The 16967-nt window shown below is 46.1% G+C and carries 21 protein-coding genes; 19 read left to right on the top strand and 2 right to left on the bottom strand.

The window, feature by feature from the left end:
• Positions 1 to 73: 73 nt before the first annotated feature.
• The 19 genes from MMA19_RS23620 (at position 74) to flgA (ending at position 15763) form a co-directional block, all read left to right on the top strand.
• On the top strand, positions 74 to 421 hold the full coding sequence (locus tag MMA19_RS23620) for a flagellar basal body protein (protein WP_006074303.1): 348 nt from the start codon (positions 74 to 76) through the stop codon (positions 419 to 421).
• 24 nt (positions 422 to 445) lie between these two features.
• A complete protein-coding gene (gene flgC / locus MMA19_RS23615; protein WP_006074304.1) occupies positions 446 to 874 on the top strand; it encodes a flagellar basal body rod protein FlgC in 429 nt (142 codons plus the stop codon).
• Between the two features lie 45 nt (positions 875 to 919).
• On the top strand, positions 920 to 1585 hold the full coding sequence (locus MMA19_RS23610) for a flagellar hook capping FlgD N-terminal domain-containing protein (RefSeq protein WP_240207417.1): 666 nt from the start codon (positions 920 to 922) through the stop codon (positions 1583 to 1585).
• Between the two features lie 129 nt (positions 1586 to 1714).
• Positions 1715 to 2941, top strand: coding sequence for a flagellar hook protein FlgE (flgE, locus tag MMA19_RS23605; RefSeq protein WP_006074306.1), 1227 nt, complete (start codon positions 1715 to 1717; stop codon positions 2939 to 2941).
• A 4-nt stretch (positions 2942 to 2945) separates the two neighbouring features.
• Positions 2946 to 3680: a flagellar hook-basal body complex protein gene (locus tag MMA19_RS23600; RefSeq protein ID WP_006074307.1), complete on the top strand. Its 735-nt coding sequence runs from the start codon at positions 2946 to 2948 to the stop codon at positions 3678 to 3680.
• 11 nt (positions 3681 to 3691) lie between these two features.
• Entirely contained in the window at positions 3692 to 4477 is a 786-nt protein-coding gene (flgG, locus tag MMA19_RS23595) for a flagellar basal-body rod protein FlgG (protein ID WP_240207416.1), read from the top strand.
• An 18-nt stretch (positions 4478 to 4495) separates the two neighbouring features.
• Positions 4496 to 5239 (top strand): flagellar basal body L-ring protein FlgH, encoded by a 744-nt coding sequence (gene flgH, locus MMA19_RS23590; protein WP_240207414.1) that lies wholly within the window; start codon positions 4496 to 4498, stop codon positions 5237 to 5239.
• The gene (locus MMA19_RS23585) at positions 5239 to 6366 is read left to right on the top strand and encodes a flagellar basal body P-ring protein FlgI (RefSeq protein WP_276574109.1); all 1128 of its coding nucleotides are present in this window, start codon (positions 5239 to 5241) and stop codon (positions 6364 to 6366) included. Before flgH ends, MMA19_RS23585 begins: the two co-directional genes overlap by 1 nt.
• Entirely contained in the window at positions 6366 to 6962 is a 597-nt protein-coding gene (locus MMA19_RS23580) for a rod-binding protein (RefSeq protein ID WP_240207412.1), read from the top strand. The genes MMA19_RS23585 and MMA19_RS23580 overlap by 1 nt, the downstream gene beginning before the upstream one ends.
• Positions 6962 to 8341, top strand: coding sequence for a flagellar hook-associated protein FlgK (gene flgK, locus MMA19_RS23575; RefSeq protein ID WP_240207411.1), 1380 nt, complete (start codon positions 6962 to 6964; stop codon positions 8339 to 8341). The genes MMA19_RS23580 and flgK overlap by 1 nt, the downstream gene beginning before the upstream one ends.
• Positions 8342 to 8351: 10 nt before the next feature.
• On the top strand, positions 8352 to 9236 hold the full coding sequence (gene flgL, locus MMA19_RS23570; protein ID WP_006074313.1) for a flagellar hook-associated protein FlgL: 885 nt from the start codon (positions 8352 to 8354) through the stop codon (positions 9234 to 9236).
• Between the two features lie 8 nt (positions 9237 to 9244).
• Positions 9245 to 10162 (top strand): OmpA family protein, encoded by a 918-nt coding sequence (locus MMA19_RS23565; protein ID WP_236111574.1) that lies wholly within the window; start codon positions 9245 to 9247, stop codon positions 10160 to 10162.
• 21 nt (positions 10163 to 10183) lie between these two features.
• Positions 10184 to 10567, top strand: a complete 384-nt coding sequence (locus tag MMA19_RS23560; protein WP_240207409.1) for a flagellar hook-basal body complex protein FliE — start codon at positions 10184 to 10186, stop codon at positions 10565 to 10567.
• A gap of 14 nt (positions 10568 to 10581) precedes the next feature.
• Complete coding sequence (gene fliF / locus MMA19_RS23555; protein ID WP_240207408.1) at positions 10582 to 12255, top strand: flagellar basal-body MS-ring/collar protein FliF; 1674 nt, start codon at positions 10582 to 10584, stop codon at positions 12253 to 12255.
• A 25-nt stretch (positions 12256 to 12280) separates the two neighbouring features.
• The gene (locus MMA19_RS23550; RefSeq protein ID WP_006074317.1) at positions 12281 to 13285 is read left to right on the top strand and encodes a FliG C-terminal domain-containing protein; all 1005 of its coding nucleotides are present in this window, start codon (positions 12281 to 12283) and stop codon (positions 13283 to 13285) included.
• 13 nt (positions 13286 to 13298) lie between these two features.
• Positions 13299 to 14306 carry a hypothetical protein gene (locus MMA19_RS23545; RefSeq protein ID WP_240207406.1) on the top strand — a complete coding sequence of 336 codons (1008 nt, stop codon included), beginning with the start codon at positions 13299 to 13301 and terminating at the stop codon, positions 14304 to 14306.
• Between the two features lie 60 nt (positions 14307 to 14366).
• Complete coding sequence (locus MMA19_RS23540) at positions 14367 to 14654, top strand: flagellar biosynthesis anti-sigma factor FlgM (RefSeq protein WP_240207405.1); 288 nt, start codon at positions 14367 to 14369, stop codon at positions 14652 to 14654.
• Complete coding sequence (locus MMA19_RS23535; protein WP_236111570.1) at positions 14644 to 15063, top strand: hypothetical protein; 420 nt, start codon at positions 14644 to 14646, stop codon at positions 15061 to 15063. The genes MMA19_RS23540 and MMA19_RS23535 overlap by 11 nt, the downstream gene beginning before the upstream one ends.
• Positions 15056 to 15763, top strand: coding sequence for a flagellar basal body P-ring formation chaperone FlgA (flgA, locus tag MMA19_RS23530; protein ID WP_240207404.1), 708 nt, complete (start codon positions 15056 to 15058; stop codon positions 15761 to 15763). The genes MMA19_RS23535 and flgA overlap by 8 nt, the downstream gene beginning before the upstream one ends.
• A gap of 68 nt (positions 15764 to 15831) precedes the next feature.
• On the opposite strand, the gene MMA19_RS23525 is transcribed toward flgA, so the two are convergent.
• Both MMA19_RS23525 and MMA19_RS23520 read right to left on the bottom strand, forming a co-directional pair.
• Entirely contained in the window at positions 15832 to 16431 is a 600-nt protein-coding gene (locus MMA19_RS23525) for a thiol:disulfide interchange protein DsbA/DsbL (protein WP_124940750.1), read from the bottom strand.
• A gap of 63 nt (positions 16432 to 16494) precedes the next feature.
• Positions 16495 to 16848: a hypothetical protein gene (locus tag MMA19_RS23520; protein ID WP_124940751.1), complete on the bottom strand. Its 354-nt coding sequence runs from the start codon at positions 16846 to 16848 to the stop codon at positions 16495 to 16497.
• Between the last annotated feature and the right edge of the window lie 119 nt (positions 16849 to 16967).

The following is a 16967-nucleotide window of genomic DNA, read 5'->3' as shown; positions in this document are numbered from 1 at the left end:
GAGTGAGAAATACACAAAACTATAACGACCTATTTTGCTTTTAAATCGGGTCGATGATGGATGAGGCTAGGGCATGATTCACTTAGACGATGCGCTTGGGGTTCACCCCAAGATAGTGCAGTTTCGTTTGGACAGAGCAGCGGTATTAAGCTCGAATATTGCCAATGTGGACACCCCAAATTACAAGGCAATGGATCTAAAGTTTGATGCAGTATTGAGTGGTATTGGTAACAGCAAAGACTGGTATATCGATACCTCAGCACAATACCGGATTCCAGTGCAAAGAACGCGAGATGGCAATACCGTTGAACTCGAAAATGAACAGGCAAGATTCGCCAAAAATGTGATGGACTATCACCAAAGCTTGGCATTTTTGCAGTCGAAAATTAACGGTATCAAAACGGCCATCAAGGGCCAGTAAGTGAATTGATTAGGTAGGGACACCATGTCATTCTTAGGTATCTATGAGACGGCGGGCTCAGCAATGAGCGCTCAGACCGTGAGGCTTAACACTATCTCCAGTAACTTGGCGAACGCCGATTCTGTTTCTGGTGACCCTTCAAAAGTTTATAAACCACTCAAACCGATATTTTCCGCGGTTTACAACCATTTCAATGCACAAGAAACCCAACATCAAGGTGTGGTACCAATTCGCATCGCCGACGTTGTTGAAGTGTCCTCGATGATGGAGGGGCGCTATGAACCAAACAATCCTCTGTCAAATGACGAAGGTTATGTTTACTACTCAGGTATCAATGTCGTCAACGAGATGGCTGATATGATCTCGGCGACTCGCAGTTTCGAAGCCAGTGTCGAAGTGCTTGGTAACGTCAAGTCTATGCAGCAATCACTAATGGGACTGTGGCGCAGTTAGCAGTGTCCTGCATTTGCGAACCAGTGGTTTCTAAGGAATATACCTATGACGACTATATCCGGAGCTGCGCAGGTCAATAATATTGAGTCTGCGTCAACATTGCCCCCCCAAGAAAACCCAAACAGTGCTGGGGCGTTAAAGAATGAATTCATCACTTTGATGGTGGCGCAGATTGAAAACCAAGATCCGTTGAACCCGACAGATGGGACTGAATACGTTGCGCAGTTGGCGCAGTTTTCTCAAGTAGAGAGCACAGAGAACCTAGTTCAGTTGATGCAAAACAACACAACGATGCTCGATAACTTGCAAGTCCTGAGTACTGCAGCCTTGGTGGACAAAACAGTCACCGTCAAAAGTGACCAACTATCCGCATCGGGTGAGGGCACACACACTGGTTATATTCAATTGCAAGCCGCGTCCAATACAGTGGCTGTCGAGTTGGTGAATCATCTTGGGCAAGTGAAAACGGTAACGTTAGGCCCCAATAGTGCAGGGCGGGTTGATTTTGCTTTTGATGCTAAAGCGATGGGTCTAAATGGCGCGTACCAAATGAAAGTGACATTGGACAGTGGACAAAATTACCAGCCAGCGATTTATCAGCATGGCAAGGTTGAGCAGGTGACAACGCCGCTTGTAGGCGGAACAAGCCATCTGCAAGTGCAAGGAGTAGGTTTAGTGGCGTTTTACGACGTGGCGGCCTTCTCTAATTAAGTTGTATTTTCGCAAGTATTTTTGGTCTTTGACCTTTTTTAAGTTTTTGTAAGTAAGATGACGGCTGTCGTTCTCCGCTAACCAGAGAGTTAGCGGAGATAGCCTCTTTTGAATGAAGAGGATGACATTATGAGCTTTAGTATTGCACTGAGTGGGCTAAATGCCTCTAACTCAGAGCTCAACACTATTTCCAATAATATTGCTAATGTTTCAACAACAGGCTTTAAGGAGTCGAGAACCGAGTTTGCGTCGGTTTACAGCGGAAGTGAAGCTGGTGGCGTTGAAGTAGTTGGTGTGTCGCAAAACTTTGAGAAAAGTGGCACGGTAACGGGCACTGGGCGTTCACTGGACATGGCCTTGAGTGGCAATGGGTTCTTTGTTTTAGAAGACAGCAAAGGGCAAACTCTTTATACCCGCTCGGGTATTTTCAATATGAATGCCGATGGTGTTATTACCGCCAATAGCGGTGCAGCGCTGCAAGGTTATTCGGTGGATGGCAATAATAATCTGCTCTTGGGTTCGGTTGGCACAGTACAAATCAGCACGGCTTCACTGCAAGCAAGAGAGACCGACAGTATCGAGTTTGTGGCTAATTTAGATGCGCGAGAGCAAGTCCCTGCTGCGGCATTTGATTACAGCGACTCTTCTACCTACAACCATTCTTACACTACTCCAGTTTATGACTCGCTGGGCAATCCACATACGGTAAGCCAGTACTTTGTGAAAGGGGCTTCCAATGATTGGAATGTCCATGTTTTAGTGGATGGTCAAGCCATTAATGCCGCTGACGCATTAGTTCCTGCGGGTTCTCCAACTACCACTGATAGCGCTAATTTTACCTTTAACGCAGATGGAACCATTGCATCAGGGGGAAACTACAGCGTGAGTTTTGACCCAGCTAATGGTGCAAACGGTGTGACAGTCAATATAGATTTATCGTCGGTTACTCAGTTTGGTAGTGACTTTGTGGTGTCTAAAAATAGTCCCAACGGCTACACCTCCGGTGATTATGCCAGTGTTCGAATGGAAAATGATGGACGTATTTTTGCCACTTACACCAATGGACAATCTCAACTGCAAGGCCAAGTGGTACTCGCAGACTTTGCCGCCCCTCAAAACCTGATCAAAACCAGTGATACCGCATGGCTACAAAGCTTTAGCTCCGGAACTCCAGTTTTAGGTACTGCAGGCAGTGGCGTGTTCGGTGATTTAACGTCAGGGGCTTTGGAAGGCTCGAATGTGGATCTGACTTCTGAGTTAGTGGCTTTAATGACCGCACAGCGTAACTATCAAGCCAACACCAAATCTATCTCAACCTCAGATCAGTTAACACAAGCGCTATTCAACGTGGTGTAGGACTATGAATCCAATACTGTTTAGTGCAGCGAAAGGTGCTGAGCGAACCATGCTGGCTCAGCACGTTCGCGCCAACAACCTCTCTCATGCCGACACCATAGGGTTTAAGGCACTGATGGAACACTCCTCACCAATGCGTTTGGAAGGCTCTGGTTTTTTGACTTCCGTGACTTCTAGAACCAATTCGTCGATCAATAACTTCGCGCAAGGTGAAGATATTCGCACCGAACGCCCTCTGGATGTCTCTATTAATGGCGATGGGTTTATTACCTTAGAAGGCTTGGATGGCGAACCGAACGAACTGTACACCCGTGCCGGAAATTTTCGATTAGATGGCAATGGTCAGCTTTATCTTGGTGAGCGCCGTGTTATGTCAATCGAAGGCCCTATGATTCTGCCCGATTTTGAGTTTATTACCGTCAGTGCAAACGGCCTAATTTCAGTGACTCCAATTGGTGGAGAAGCCTCGGTCGAGGTAGGAGCGCTCAAGTTAGTCAAGCCTGAATACGATGAAATGACCATGCATGCCAGCGGCCACTTTGTTCCTAAAGGAGGCGGCGTGTTAGCTGAAGACTTTACGGTTCAAGTACGTTCCGGGTATCTGGAGGCGAGTAACGTATCAAGCCTCGAAGAGCTGGTTAGCATCATGTCACTCACTCGACAATATGAAATGCAAATTGAAGTCATGGCGTCGGCCGATGAAATTGCTCAGATAGGGAATAAGCTACTTAAGGCTTAAGGAAGAAAATTATGCACAGTGCTTTATGGATATCCAAAACAGGGATGGCTGCACAAGATGCGAAAATGACCGCCATTTCTAACAATCTTGCCAATATCAATACGGTCGGTTTCAAGCGAGACCGCGTGGTATTTGAAGACCTTTTTTACAGCGTCGATAAGCAGGCGGGGACAGAAACCACCGAACTCAATGAACATCCCACAGGAATTCAGTTAGGGAATGGGGTTCGCGTAGTAGGGACAGAAAAAGTCTTTACTCAAGGTAATGTTCAAAACACCAACCAGCAATTTGACTTAGCCATACTTGGTGACGGTTTTTTCCAAATAGAGAACTCGGATGGTGAGCTTCTCTACACCCGAAACGGTCAGTTTCAAACCAATTCAGATGGGCAGTTGGTCAATACACAAGGCTACCCACTCATCCCTGAAATTGTCATTCCGCCAGAAGCCACGTTGGTGAGCATTACTGCTGATGGCGTAGCAACAGCAACGATTCCGGGACAAGTAAACCCAGAGGCTTTAGGCCAAATTACGATAGTGAAATTCATGAACCCTGCGGGACTCGCTGCGCAAGGCGGCAACTTGTTTGCTGAAACGGAAGGCTCTGGAGAAGCAGCAGAGCTAGTGGCAGGAACCGAGGGCTCAGGGCAATTAAAACAAGGTGCACTTGAAGGTTCCAATGTTCAGGTGGTGGAGGAAATGGTCGACATGATTGCCACTCAGAGAGCCTATGAAATGAGCGCAAAAATGGTCAGTGCAGCCGATGAAATGCTGCAATACATTGCTCAGCAGTCATAGCGACAGAGGGAAGTAGGCATGAAGGAAGCTGAGGTGGAAAAGCAAAAAGCGAATAAAGCGGGGCTTGCAAAGTCTCATGCGATTGGTGTGCTTTATTACATCGCAGTTGTCGCACTTCTGGTCGTGAATATGATTGGTTGCGCGGGTCGGCAGGATGAATTTATCCCGCCATCTCCTAATGATGAAGCGTATGCTCCGCCAGAATTAGATTATCAGGTTACACGAGTTAGCAAGGGCAGCTTGTATACTGGAACGACAGCCATGACCTTGTTTCAAGACCGTCGAGCTTATCGGGTGGGAGATATTCTTACTGTTATGCTTGATGAGAAAACAGAGTCAGATAAGAGCGCTTCGACTCAATATGGTAAAGATTCCAGCGCGACGATTGCTGCGCCGACTCTTGGTACGACGACCTATGCTGAAGGCAGCGCCGCTATTGATGCAACACGAGATTTTGATGGTGCCGCTGCATCTACACAGGGTAATAGCTTATCAGGCTCTATTACGGTGACGGTTTACGATGTACTGCCTAACGGCGTGCTTAGAGTTCGAGGGGAGAAGTGGCTGAAACTCAATCAAGGCGATGAATACATCCGTCTGACGGGGAATGTGCGAGTGGATGACATTCAAGCCGATAATACACTTTCTTCTCAACGTATTGCAGACGCGCGTATCACATATGCAGGCAGAGGAACTTTTGCCGATACCAATACCGCTGGCTGGCTGACTCAATTCTTTAATTCACCTTGGATGCCGTTTTAATGATGAAGTTGAAATGGCGTTACCTCATCCATTTGTTGTTGCCTTTGTGGCTACTTAGCTGGGCACCATCAACTTTGGCCGCAAGAGCGATTGCTGAGGTCGCGGAGGTCTACGGCGACAGACAAAACCAACTGATTGGATATGGCTTGGTAGTTGGGCTAGATGGCTCCGGTGATAAATCGCAAGTGAAGTTCACTCAGCAGTCTGTGGTGAATATGATCAAACAGTTTGGTGTGCAACTTGACGACAGCACCAACCCTAAACTGAAAAACGTTGCCGCGGTGAGTGTGACTGCCGCGGTCGAGCCACATCAAGGAGCGGGTCAAACCCTGACCGTAACGGTTTCTTCGTTAGGGGATGCCAAAAGCCTGCGCGGTGGGACTTTGTTACTTACTCCACTTCGAGGTATTGATGGTGAAGTTTATGCGGTGGCTCAAGGTAGCTTGGTAGTTGGCGGGTTTAACGCTACGGGTGAAAACGGCACCAGCGTGACTCGAAATACCCCGACCGTTGGCCGCATCCCCAATGGTGCGACCTTAGAACGAGAAATCTCAACCGGTATTGACCGGGATCCGACGATTCGTTTGCAACTCAAGCAGCCTAATTACGAAACTGCACTGAACATTTCCAAAGCTATCAATCAGACATTTGGTGGGCAAGTTGCGAAGGCGCTCAATAAAGGCCAAGTTGAAGTGTCTGCACCTATTGATAGTGAAGACAGAGTGATGTTTGTTGCGATGATTCAAGAGTTGCAAGTCGAAGAAGGTCGTCGTTTGCCTAAGGTGGTGTTCAACTCGCGAACAGGCACTGTAGTGATCAGCCAGAATGTGACGGTTTCCGAGGCGGCGGTAAGCCAAGGTGGGATTACCGTGACAATTTTAGAATCCGAGTCGGTGTCACAGCCGGGAGGTGCGTTCAATACTACGGGTGAAACAGCCATTGTTCAAAATACTCAAATCAGCGTCGATGAAGATGACGGTACGACGATGGTATGGCCTCGTGGTACTAACCTGCAAGAAATCGTCGATGCGATTAATAATATTGGCGCTACTCCAGAAGCGTTGATGCAAATCTTACAAGCGCTGGATGAAGTAGGTGCTATCAACGGTGATTTGGTGGTGATCTAATGCTTGATTCAAACGCACTGGCTTTAATAACCCAATTACCTAGCCAAGTTCCTTTCACAGTAAAGCAGCGGTGTGAAATTAAGCCTGGGATAGAGAACGTTGCCTCCACCAAAGCTGACGTATCCGTAGTGGCGTCGTCATTACATTCGCCGAGCCCTGCACAAGCGCAAACAGTGAGTTTTGAAACCTTGATGGTTGAAAGTTCGCAGCGAGCAGGGCTGGCAACGTTCTCCGGGCAATTATCGGTTCCAGCTCATACTCAGGCGAGCCAACATGTCGCGAACTTCTATTTAGACAATCATGCCTTAGCTCAAATGAAACACGACAATTCTGGAGCGGGATTGTTGGCAGCTTCGCAGCAGTTTGAGGCGTTATTTCTGCAACAAATGCTCACTCGTATGCGCTCTGCAAGCGAGGCTATGAGTGATGAAAATAATCCGCTGTCCATGAAGTCGGATGGCATGTTTCAAGGAATGCTCGATGCCCAGTTGGCGCAGCGTATTAGCCGTCAATCCTCATTTGGGCTCGCCGAGATGATATTCAAGCAATTGTCATCGCAAGTTCCCAACCGTCCTCTAGATAAGGAGAGTAAATAATGGGAATGGTCAATATTGGACTCAGTGGTGTACTCGCCAATCGTGTGGCGTTAAATACGACGGCGCAAAATACCGCCAACGTGAATACACCGGGTTATAGTCGTCAGGTAGTCAGTTTAGAAGCAACATCGTCTGGAAATTTCGTCAACGGGATCAATTTGGGGGCTGGTGTTGAAGTGGGAGACATTATTCGGATTGCAGAGCAGTCTTCCATTAATCGTTTACGCGAAGCTACCGAATCGGCGCAATATTCACAAAGTTATTTTGACGGTCTATCTAATATTGAAAATCTGTTGGGTGCTGACGGTTTGAGTTTAACGCAGGGTCTTAATGGCTTTTTTGCCGCGATTGATGAAGCCAGTGTGACTCCAGAGAGCATCGCATTTAGACAACAAGTGCTCACTAACGCAGATGCGTTAGCACAGCAATTCAACTCAGTTTCAGCCCAACTTAGTCAGCAAGAGGCGGCGCAAAGTGAACGATACGGAGCCATCGTGTCTTATGTAAATAGCCAGCTTGAAAGTATCGCTGCTCTGAATCAAAAACTTCAAGAAGACGCACTGCTCGGTAAAGGAGTAGCAGGGCTACAAGATGAGATGGACAAACAGCTTAACGAGCTCTCAAAATCGTTAGATGTGCAAGTGATATATACCGCGGGCGGTATTGAGTTATCCACGCCTAATGGACAGCCGCTGGTTATTGGCGGTTTTTCGGCTTCACTCACTCGCGACTTTTCGAGTGGTGATCCTTATAGCACCGATCTTTCCATTACTTTCCAATCAATGACGACTGCGGTTGATGACTCGCTAGGTGGAGAACTTGGTGCACTAGAAGCCTTAAAACTGAGCCAATACGAGCCGATTAAAGCGACATTGGCCGATCTCGCAAAAGGACTCGCTGACGGGGTCAATAATGCCTTAAATACGGGCTTTGATCTTAATGGAGCCGCTGGGCAAAGCTTATTTACTTACACGGCGGGGAGTGAGGCGCACTCGCTTGCCATCGACTCTGCGATTAGCGCACAAGAGCTTGCGTTCTCTTCTAGTGCAACGCTTTCCGGCAACGGTGATGTTCTCAAAGATCTTTCCATGCTCTCTCAAACGCCGTTAACCAATGGGTCGGTTGTTGGTAAAACGCCCTATAGCGCATATTCGGGGTTGTTGGGAGACATCGGTATTTTTACCCGACAAGCTGAAAGTGAAGCGACAGCAGCACAAATTAGCGTGGAAGATGCGCAAGTCGCCAGAGATAGTGTCAGCGCGGTGAACTCAGACGAAGAAGCCGCGAACATGTTGCTTTATCTCAATGCCTATGAGGCCAATATGAAAGTGATCAGTACGGCCAATCAAATGTTTCAGACCTTGTTAAAAGCGTTTTAGGAGAGCAGTGATGCGAGTAACGGACTCACAATTTAATGCGGTTATGCAGCGTTCGCTAATGGATAACAACATTCGTCTCAATAAAGTGTTTGAGCAGATGTCGACTGGGTTGAAGCTTAACCATCTCTCCGATGACCCGATTGCGGCGGTGCGCCTTGAAGGACTAAAAAAGACGGTCTCTGATAATCAGCAATACCAGCGCAATATTGAGAATGTGCAGTCTCAGTTGACTCGCTATGAAACCAATGTGAATACGTTAGAAGAGCTGTCCCAACAGGTCAATGAGCTGCTACTTCAAGGTAAGAATGGCACTTTAGATGCACAAAGTCGTGCTGGGATAGTGTTAGAGCTGAAATCGCTGAAAACAGAGATGCTCACCACGTTAAATCAAGCGAATGAAGGAAGCTATTTGTTTTCAGGCACAGACATAACAAACCAAGCTATATCGACAACACCGCCTTATACCTTAAACAGTAATTCAGATTATCGTGAAACCAAAGTTGGCGATGACCAATATGTACCAAGCAACTTAACCATCACGGATATTATCGGCACCAACGCTATTTTTACTGATTTGGACAATGCAATCGCTGAGTTGGAAGTTCCGACAGCTGGGTTTACGCCAGCATTAGATAGTGCGCTCGATACTAATCAAGCTTTGCATCAGAACTTGTTGGTGTCTTTGACAGATATTGGTAGCCAATATAACGCCTTGGATAGACTCAAAGAAACTAGTATTGATATGGTGTTTTTTGCCGAAACGGTGCGCTCAGAGCTTGAGGAGTTGGATTATGCACAAGCTTCGGTGGAACTTAACCAAGGTATGATTGCTCTAGAAGCCACGCAAAAAACCTTCGCGCGCGTCGCCGGTATTTCTCTGTTTGATTTGATATGAGAAGCGATATGGTTAAACCTCGTCATACAAGACTACCGAATTGGTTCGGGGCTCGACTACAGTCTATGTCTGGGGCCTTGTACTTAATTCGTTTGATGATGGTTAGCTTGATAATAGCTAAAGTGATGATGCCTACTCAGGCTCTAGCTCAACGTTATATTGTTCCGTTTGATAGTGTGCAATGGCAATTTAATCAATCTGTTGACCAGTGTGTCTTGCAATCTTTCGACCCTCATACCGGTTTTTCGGTACAGTTTGTTCTACTGGCTGCCAACCCTTTACAAATCAAGGTGGAGAAACGTGGCGTACGTTCACTCCCTTCTTCCACTTCGTTTAATACCACAGAGCCTGTCTGGGGGATTTCTAAATCCTATACCACAACCACCATTGAAAAGATCCAACAGCAAGGTCCCGCTTTAGTCACGGCAGATGGTGCGACGCTACTACTAGAAGACATGGCTAGTGGTGCCTGGTTCAACATTAATGCTATGGATTTTGATATCTATTTCCCGACCACGAATTTCAGGCCCGCACTAGATGAATTTAACCATTGCCGCTTTGGTTTGCCTCCCGTGAACTTTCAACATGCACGCCGCGTTGAACTGCATTTTCAAAGCGGCGCTGTGACCTTAACGGAACTGCAAAAACGTACCATTGATGACATAAGTTCTCTGGTAAAGCGTGACCCTAAAATCGTTAAGATTTTGATAGATGGTTATACCGATAATTCAGGGGATTCCGTGGCGAATCTGCAAATTTCAAAGCAGCGTGGGTCAGATGTTGCACAGTGGTTCGTTGAAAACGGGGTGTCGAAAAAGATGATAGAGATACGTGGACATGGTGATCGCTACCCTAAATATGACAACACCACTGAAGAAGGTCGTGACAAAAATCGTCGCGTAGAAATTCGATTGGTACGTAAGTGACGCAGCGATGGAGAGCGAGTAATGGAAAAAATCAGCGCAATGCAATTACAACAAGAGCTAATTGGCAAAATGCACAATCAGCAACAAATTGCGACCAATCCATTTTCCAATCAAACGATGGTATCGGCAGCGGTAAAGGGGATTATTCATGACAATACCCAAGTCAACCCTACTTCAGAGAGTGCATTGCAGTTCAGTCATGCGTTAAAAGGGGTGCTGGATACAGTGGACAAATACCAAGCTCACGCGTCTGACAAGATAACCGCCGTAGAATTGGGTAAAAGCGATGACCTTTTAGGCGCAACGGTAGCGTCGCAAAAAGCGCAATTGTCCTTTAACGCACTGATGCAAGTGCGAAACAAAATGGTGTCGAACTTCCAAGACATTATAAAGATGCCTATTTAGGCTAGGGAACGGCGATGGCTGCAGAATTAGAAACAAAACCAGCGTTAGCCAACAATATGGGAGCGGCGAAAGAGAAGCTCAACAAAGCCTCTGGCTGGCTTAATACGTTTTGGCAAAGCTCGCAACGCAACGTCATTATTATCACCATATTCGCCACGATTACGGCGGCGATCATTGTCATAATGCTGTGGACATCGGCGGAGCGGTTTCGGCCCTTGTATAGCAAGTCAGCCAACTTCGATTCTAGTCAAGTTTTGCAGCTCCTCGACGAAGAATCGATACGTTACCAGCTTAGTCAAGATGATGGTCAGATATTGGTTCCGGAAGGTGATGTAGCTAAAATTCGCATGATTCTGGCGTCAAAAGGGTTAAAAGAACAACTGCCAAGTGGCTTTGATTCACTCGATAGTTCAAAAAGCCTTGGTGAAAGCCAGTTTATGGAGAATGCCCGTTACCGTCATGCATTAGAAGGAGAGTTGGCGCGCAGTATAACCACTATGAGTGCGGTCAGCTTGGCCCGGGTGCACCTTGCTATTCCGAAAGAAAGCTTGTTTATGCGTGAAGACGGAGAACAACCAAGAGCGTCTGTTATCGTCCACATCATCAATGGAATGGATCTCAAACCGACTCAAGTTGAATCGGTAATCAATTTGGTATCTGGTGCTGTCATTGGTCTTAAGTCGGAACATGTGAGAGTCGTTGACCAGCACGGCCGCTTATTATCTAACGATGCTACCGTTGGCGATATCACGGTCACCACAGGTAAGCAATCTGACTATAAACGTAACCTAGAAAGAACCTTGGTTGCGCAAGCCACAGATATGCTGACTCCAATTCTAGGTGCCAGTAATTTCCGAGTTCAAATCGCAAGTGATATTGATTTCTCCCGCATAGAAGAGACAGAAGAAATTTATGCCGACCCCGTTGTGCGAAAGGAAACTCTTCTTAACGATGTAAATGAGTCCTCAATGGCTCTGGGTATTCCGGGTGCCTTGAGTAACACGCCCCCAGTGACCGATGGCGAGCCTCAGCCGGAGCCAAACGCTAAGGTGAATCGCAGCGAAACGTCACGAGATTATGCGGTGAGTGGCAAAGTACGTCATATCCAACATCAACAGGGCGTGTTACAAAACCTTTCTGTTTCTATTGTCGTCAATGACTTGGCCAACGCCAATCAAACCTGGACACCGAAGGAGCTTACTAATGTCGAAAATGTGGTTCGCTCTGCAATAGGGTTCAGCGAAACTCGCGGTGACACTATACACATCACACATTTCCCGTTTGTGGTTGCCAGTATTCCAGATCAAGCCCCCGTAGCTTGGTTTGAAAATACCAATATTATGCAGCCACTCAAGTATCTATTGGGTGTGATGTTGAGTGGTTTAATGATCATGGTGGTCTTGCGCCCGCTGGCTCAATATTTAACGAAGTCCGCTGAGCAGGAGGAACAAGAAGCCGAGAGCATGGAATACGATGATGTGATTACCAAAGAAGAACGAGCAGCAGAAGCGGCCTTACAGTCGAAACTGGAATCACTAGGCATTGATGCTACGGGTATCAAAGCGTTGGACGACAATTTGCCATCGGCCGATAGCCCGCTAGAGGTGCAGATCAAGCACCTGAAACTTATCGCTAAAGAAGACCCAAATCGAGTAGCCGAGATTTTGCGAACGTGGATTCAGGCATAGCAAAGGATTATCAGAGGGGACGTGTATGGATGACAAACAAACTTATCAGTCTGTGGATGGTGTCGCCATGTTGGTATTGAGTATGGGCGAAGATATTGGGTCTGAGGTTCTCAAAGGATTCACCCATGAAGAGATCAAACAGATTACTCATGCGATGAGTAAAATGAAAGACATTAAGGCTAAAGATGCGCTGGTTTCGTTGTCCGGTTTTTTTGATGATTTTAGAAAGCACTCAGGCATTCTAGGTGGGACACGACAATATATAACCAATGTCTTGGAGAAGACGCTCAACGGTAACTTAGCACGAGATTTGGTATCCGAAATCTACGGTGATGAGATTCGTTCGCACGCAGAAAAACTGGCTTGGATTCCGCCTGATTTGTTAGTCAACGACCTCAAGAAAGAACACATTAATTTGCAGGCGTTACTGATTGCTCATTTGCCACTTGAGTACAGCGCTAGAGTCATGGACGAATACGATGAACAAGAGTGCCACGAGTTGATTCTGCAAATATCCAAAACACAGGTTTTGACCTCTGGGTTAATGGAGACGCTAAAGGACCTTATCGATCGCTGCAAAATCAATTATCACAGCGGCGGATCAGCAAGCCTACAAGGCTCAAAGGTGGTGGCAAACCTTATCAATCGCTATTCCGGCGATAAGAGCAACTTATTCCAATTTCTTCACGATCATGATGAAGAAGCTGCTGAGCTGGTAGAAGAGGCAATGTTTGACTTCTTCACTCTGTTTAATCAAGACCTTGAAACTATCAACCTCATTAATGAAAGAGTCAGTCTTGAGTTATGGGCATACGCCCTTAAAGGGACAAACAAAGATTGCCGCCTGTACATCATCAACTCTATGCCACAGCGGGTTTCTACCGAGCTAAAAGAAAATTTGGTACGTATCGGTGCTGTGCCCGTAAGTCAGGTAGAACAGGCTCGAAAAGAAGTAATCGACATTGTTAAGCAGATGCAGTCTGAAGAGATAATTAAGCTCAACTTTGCCAACGAGCCACGATTGACTTAGTGGGAGAGGTAGGATGAAGTTAACCGGGATTACACAGAGGAAAAATCAGGTCAATCCAGCGAGTGCGGGCAAGATAAAACGTCCGGAAAAGCTTTCGACGCGCCAACCCTCATCAGTCTTATTGCACCAGCAAATGATGCAGTTGAACTTGCAAGAACGCCCCAAGCTTATCGCAGAAGTGTCCGATTCACACAAGATGTATAGCCGCTTAATGATGGCCGGAGAAGTTCTAAGAACTGTCGCTAGTGAGCTTATCAAACTTAGACAGATTGCTGAGTTGGCGCATTACAGTCCAGATCAAGCTAACCAAATCGATACCATCAAGAAGAAGTTACTGTTTTGGAGTCAAAAGCGCTTGTTTGGTCACTATGTCGTGGATTCTAGCTTTGCTCCTATTCAAACCGATAATCCTCTCATTGAATTTACGATACCAGGGCTCGATTTCCAACGAGAGCGTTTGCGAGATGAGGTGGTGTCGCTCTACATCAATAATCGGCTGGTGGCGTTAGCCTTTGAGCGCACAGAAGACCGTGAAGTCTTGTTAGAGCAGTTTAAGATGATGTTTGCGTATGCCCATTTGCAGTTACGACTTAATCAACAACAAGAGTTTGTGATTGGAATGCGAGATGAGCATTGGCGTGCGTGGGACGGCCAAGTTTTCGTTTCCGGACAGGGTGGGCGTTACGCTGAAGGTGCTCCGATAGCCGTTCAAGCTCAAGCCTGTTATCCAGTGCTAGACACCATTGGTCGTTTACTGGTGAATGAATCGGGCGCGATACAACACATCGAAGCACTGCTTGAGCGAGTCAATAAGTTGTATTTAGCGCTATCGAAAGTACTAAAAACAAAAAAAGTACGAGTAAATCAACTCATTGCTTTTTGTACCCATCCTGAATTGGAGCAGTTTGGCAGCTTTAAACAGCATTTAGCAAATAACCCAGAGCTATCGTTGAAGTCCATTCATCGTGGTTTTAGTGGCCCTAGCCGAGACAACGTTATCAAGTTACTGAGAAAAAGGTGAAACAGACGTGAAATATTGCCGTTATAGTTAATTAGAAGTGAGCAAAGTGAGTAACGGGATATGAGTCAAATCAAGGTCGATAATGTGAAGCATATTGTTCCGCATTCCCAGGTTGATGTGGTTCAAAACAAAAAGGTTGAGCCAGACCAAAAGGTCAAAGTGAAGCAAATCAATCTGTCACAACATGAAGTGGACTTGTTGGAAAATGCGAAGAGTTTTTTTGACGGAGTTGAAGAAATTGATAGCGCCAAGGTTGAACAAATCAAAGCGCAAATAGCCTCGGGGGAATTGGTGTTTGATATGGATGAGCTAGCGAAAGTTATAGCGAGACTAGACCATGGGCAATAAAAGCACGTTGATAGGCTACATTACCTATGGTCAGCATATTTTGGAGTTTTCTCGCCAGCTATCTTCTGGACTAGACGATATTCGCGCGGCGATACTCAATCGCGAATATCAAAATTTAGAGTCACTTAACCAAACCATCACTTCACTAACTCATCGAATGGCTGAAGCCGACCTAAAGCGCTACGCAATGGCAAAGCGGCTGGGTTGTCAGGACAGGCAATACACCAAAGTGATACAGGCAAAACTACAAGGTGGGGTGCTGCAACGAGTTCAAGCTTTGGATAAGCAGATTGAACAATCAATTGGACAATGTAAGACCAAGCTGGAGCGCCAAGGTAATATCATGCTGATGCAGCACCAAGCGATGGAGGAAGCGCTTGGAAAACATAAGTTAAGGATTAATGTCTAAGACCGGATTATTACTCATATTGCTTATCGCGTACGGCTGCATAACTAATATGCAAGCCGCAGTTGCTTCGAGTTCTGAGCTCGAGCAACACCTTTCCACTCGTATTCATTCGCTGATAGAGCAGACAGTTCGCTACCGTTACCCGCAACAGTATCAACTCGATGTCAGTATTCGTTTTTCAAAAGCTATTCATCAACTCGAGCCTTGCTCAAAACCAGTAGCAATTCATCATCGTAGTGAGATTAAACTGGGAAAGCAGAAGTGGACATTACGATGTGAAGTTCAGAGGTGGAGTTTATCTGCAACTTCGTCAGCCAGCCTCACTATCTGGGCTGTGACAGCCGATAAAGCTTTGCGAAAAGGCCAGCGCTTATCTCCCTCCGACATCGCAATAAAGCCAATTAAACTCTACTCCGATAAAAAGGTATTTTTTAAACCCAGTGAAGTTGTGGGAAGTAAACTGAAGCGCTCGGTGAAAAAGGGCGAGCTTCTGACCACATCACGTTTGTATCTTGATTACGATGTGGAGAAAGGTCAGGCCGTTGATGTGGTTTACCAGTCAGAGACGATACGGCTAGAGACGTTGGGAACGGCTCTTGAAAGTGGTTTAGTCGGCGACACGGTATCGGTTCAAAATCAGCAGTCGGGGAAACTGTTGCGAGGTGTAGTGATCAAGAAAAATCAAGTGAGAGTGTATTAACGAAAAAACCTAGAGCGAAGGTGAAGCTCTAGGTTTTTCTTATGCTTGTCTGAGCAGAACTAAAGCCACTACAGCGTGAGCAGGTAATTCACTAATTCGTTGTACTCCTTATAACTTTTAATACCTGTCGGCTGAACGATGTATTTGTTGTTAACTAATACACCAGGTACGCCAGTTAATGTGCTCGCATCAAACTGCTTATCAAATTTCTTCTGCATTGAGTTGACGACAAAACTGTTGTACGCCGAGTCAAAGGCTTTGCCATCAATACCATTGCTGACAAAGATTTGTTTGAGCTCTTGCTCGTCAACTGGTCTTTTGCCTATTTCGTGGATCTGATTAAACATCGCAGGAACCATCTTATCTTCTACCTTTAAAGCAACCATGGTGGCGTACGATTTTGCCATTGGTACTGCCATATCATTGCCCATAAACGCAACGTGCACTTTCTCAAATTTAACGCCATCAGCTAGCGCAGGCTTGAGGTTTTCTACTACAGATTCGAATTTGTAGCAGTGCGGACAATAAAATGAAAAGAACTCGGTTACTTTGGGTGTGGCTGACTTTTCAACATCCAATACTTTGTAGTGAGTACCTTGCTCAAATTTAGCCGCATGAGCCGATACGCTGAGTAGTAGCGCAGAAAAAAGGGTAAACAATGCCTTCATAGGGATAACTCCGAAAAAATAAATAGGGTGCGAAATCTCGCGTTAAATGCTGGGGAAACGGAGTTATGCGATAGGAGGGCGGAAAAGGGTTTGAACTCTGCCAATTGCTTTGCCTATGTCATCAATTGACATTAAGGCGAGCGACGTGGTGCCCGAGTTAAGTACGACCAATGATTGTCCACAAGGAACTTTAAGCAAACAAAATGACGCACAGCATTGATGTGGATTAGCCATTTCCACTTTGTTTGATAGTGCTTTGTTAGAGACAACTGAGTTGGTGTGGCTATCGAGCGTTGAGAGAGAATGGGAAAAGACTTCGTTTGACTCGTTACTGATCGCAACAAAACTCACTACCAGCATAATGACTGATAGGGACAGAGCTAGTGTAACGGTAAAACAACGAGAAAACATGGCCATCAAACAACGATTAGGACGCGAGCATCATACCCTAGGGACATTAAAAATACAGGTTTACCATCACAGTTTGACGCTGCGCTAATAGTGCTCTGACTCTTTACCAGACAATGACATAGAAT

Origin of the sequence: Vibrio sp. CyArs1 (genome assembly GCF_022432925.1) — a bacterium.
Taxonomy (GTDB): domain Bacteria; phylum Pseudomonadota; class Gammaproteobacteria; order Enterobacterales; family Vibrionaceae; genus Vibrio; species Vibrio mediterranei.
Note: the sequence above shows the minus strand (reverse complement) of the source record. Positions and strands in the feature narration are given on the sequence as shown.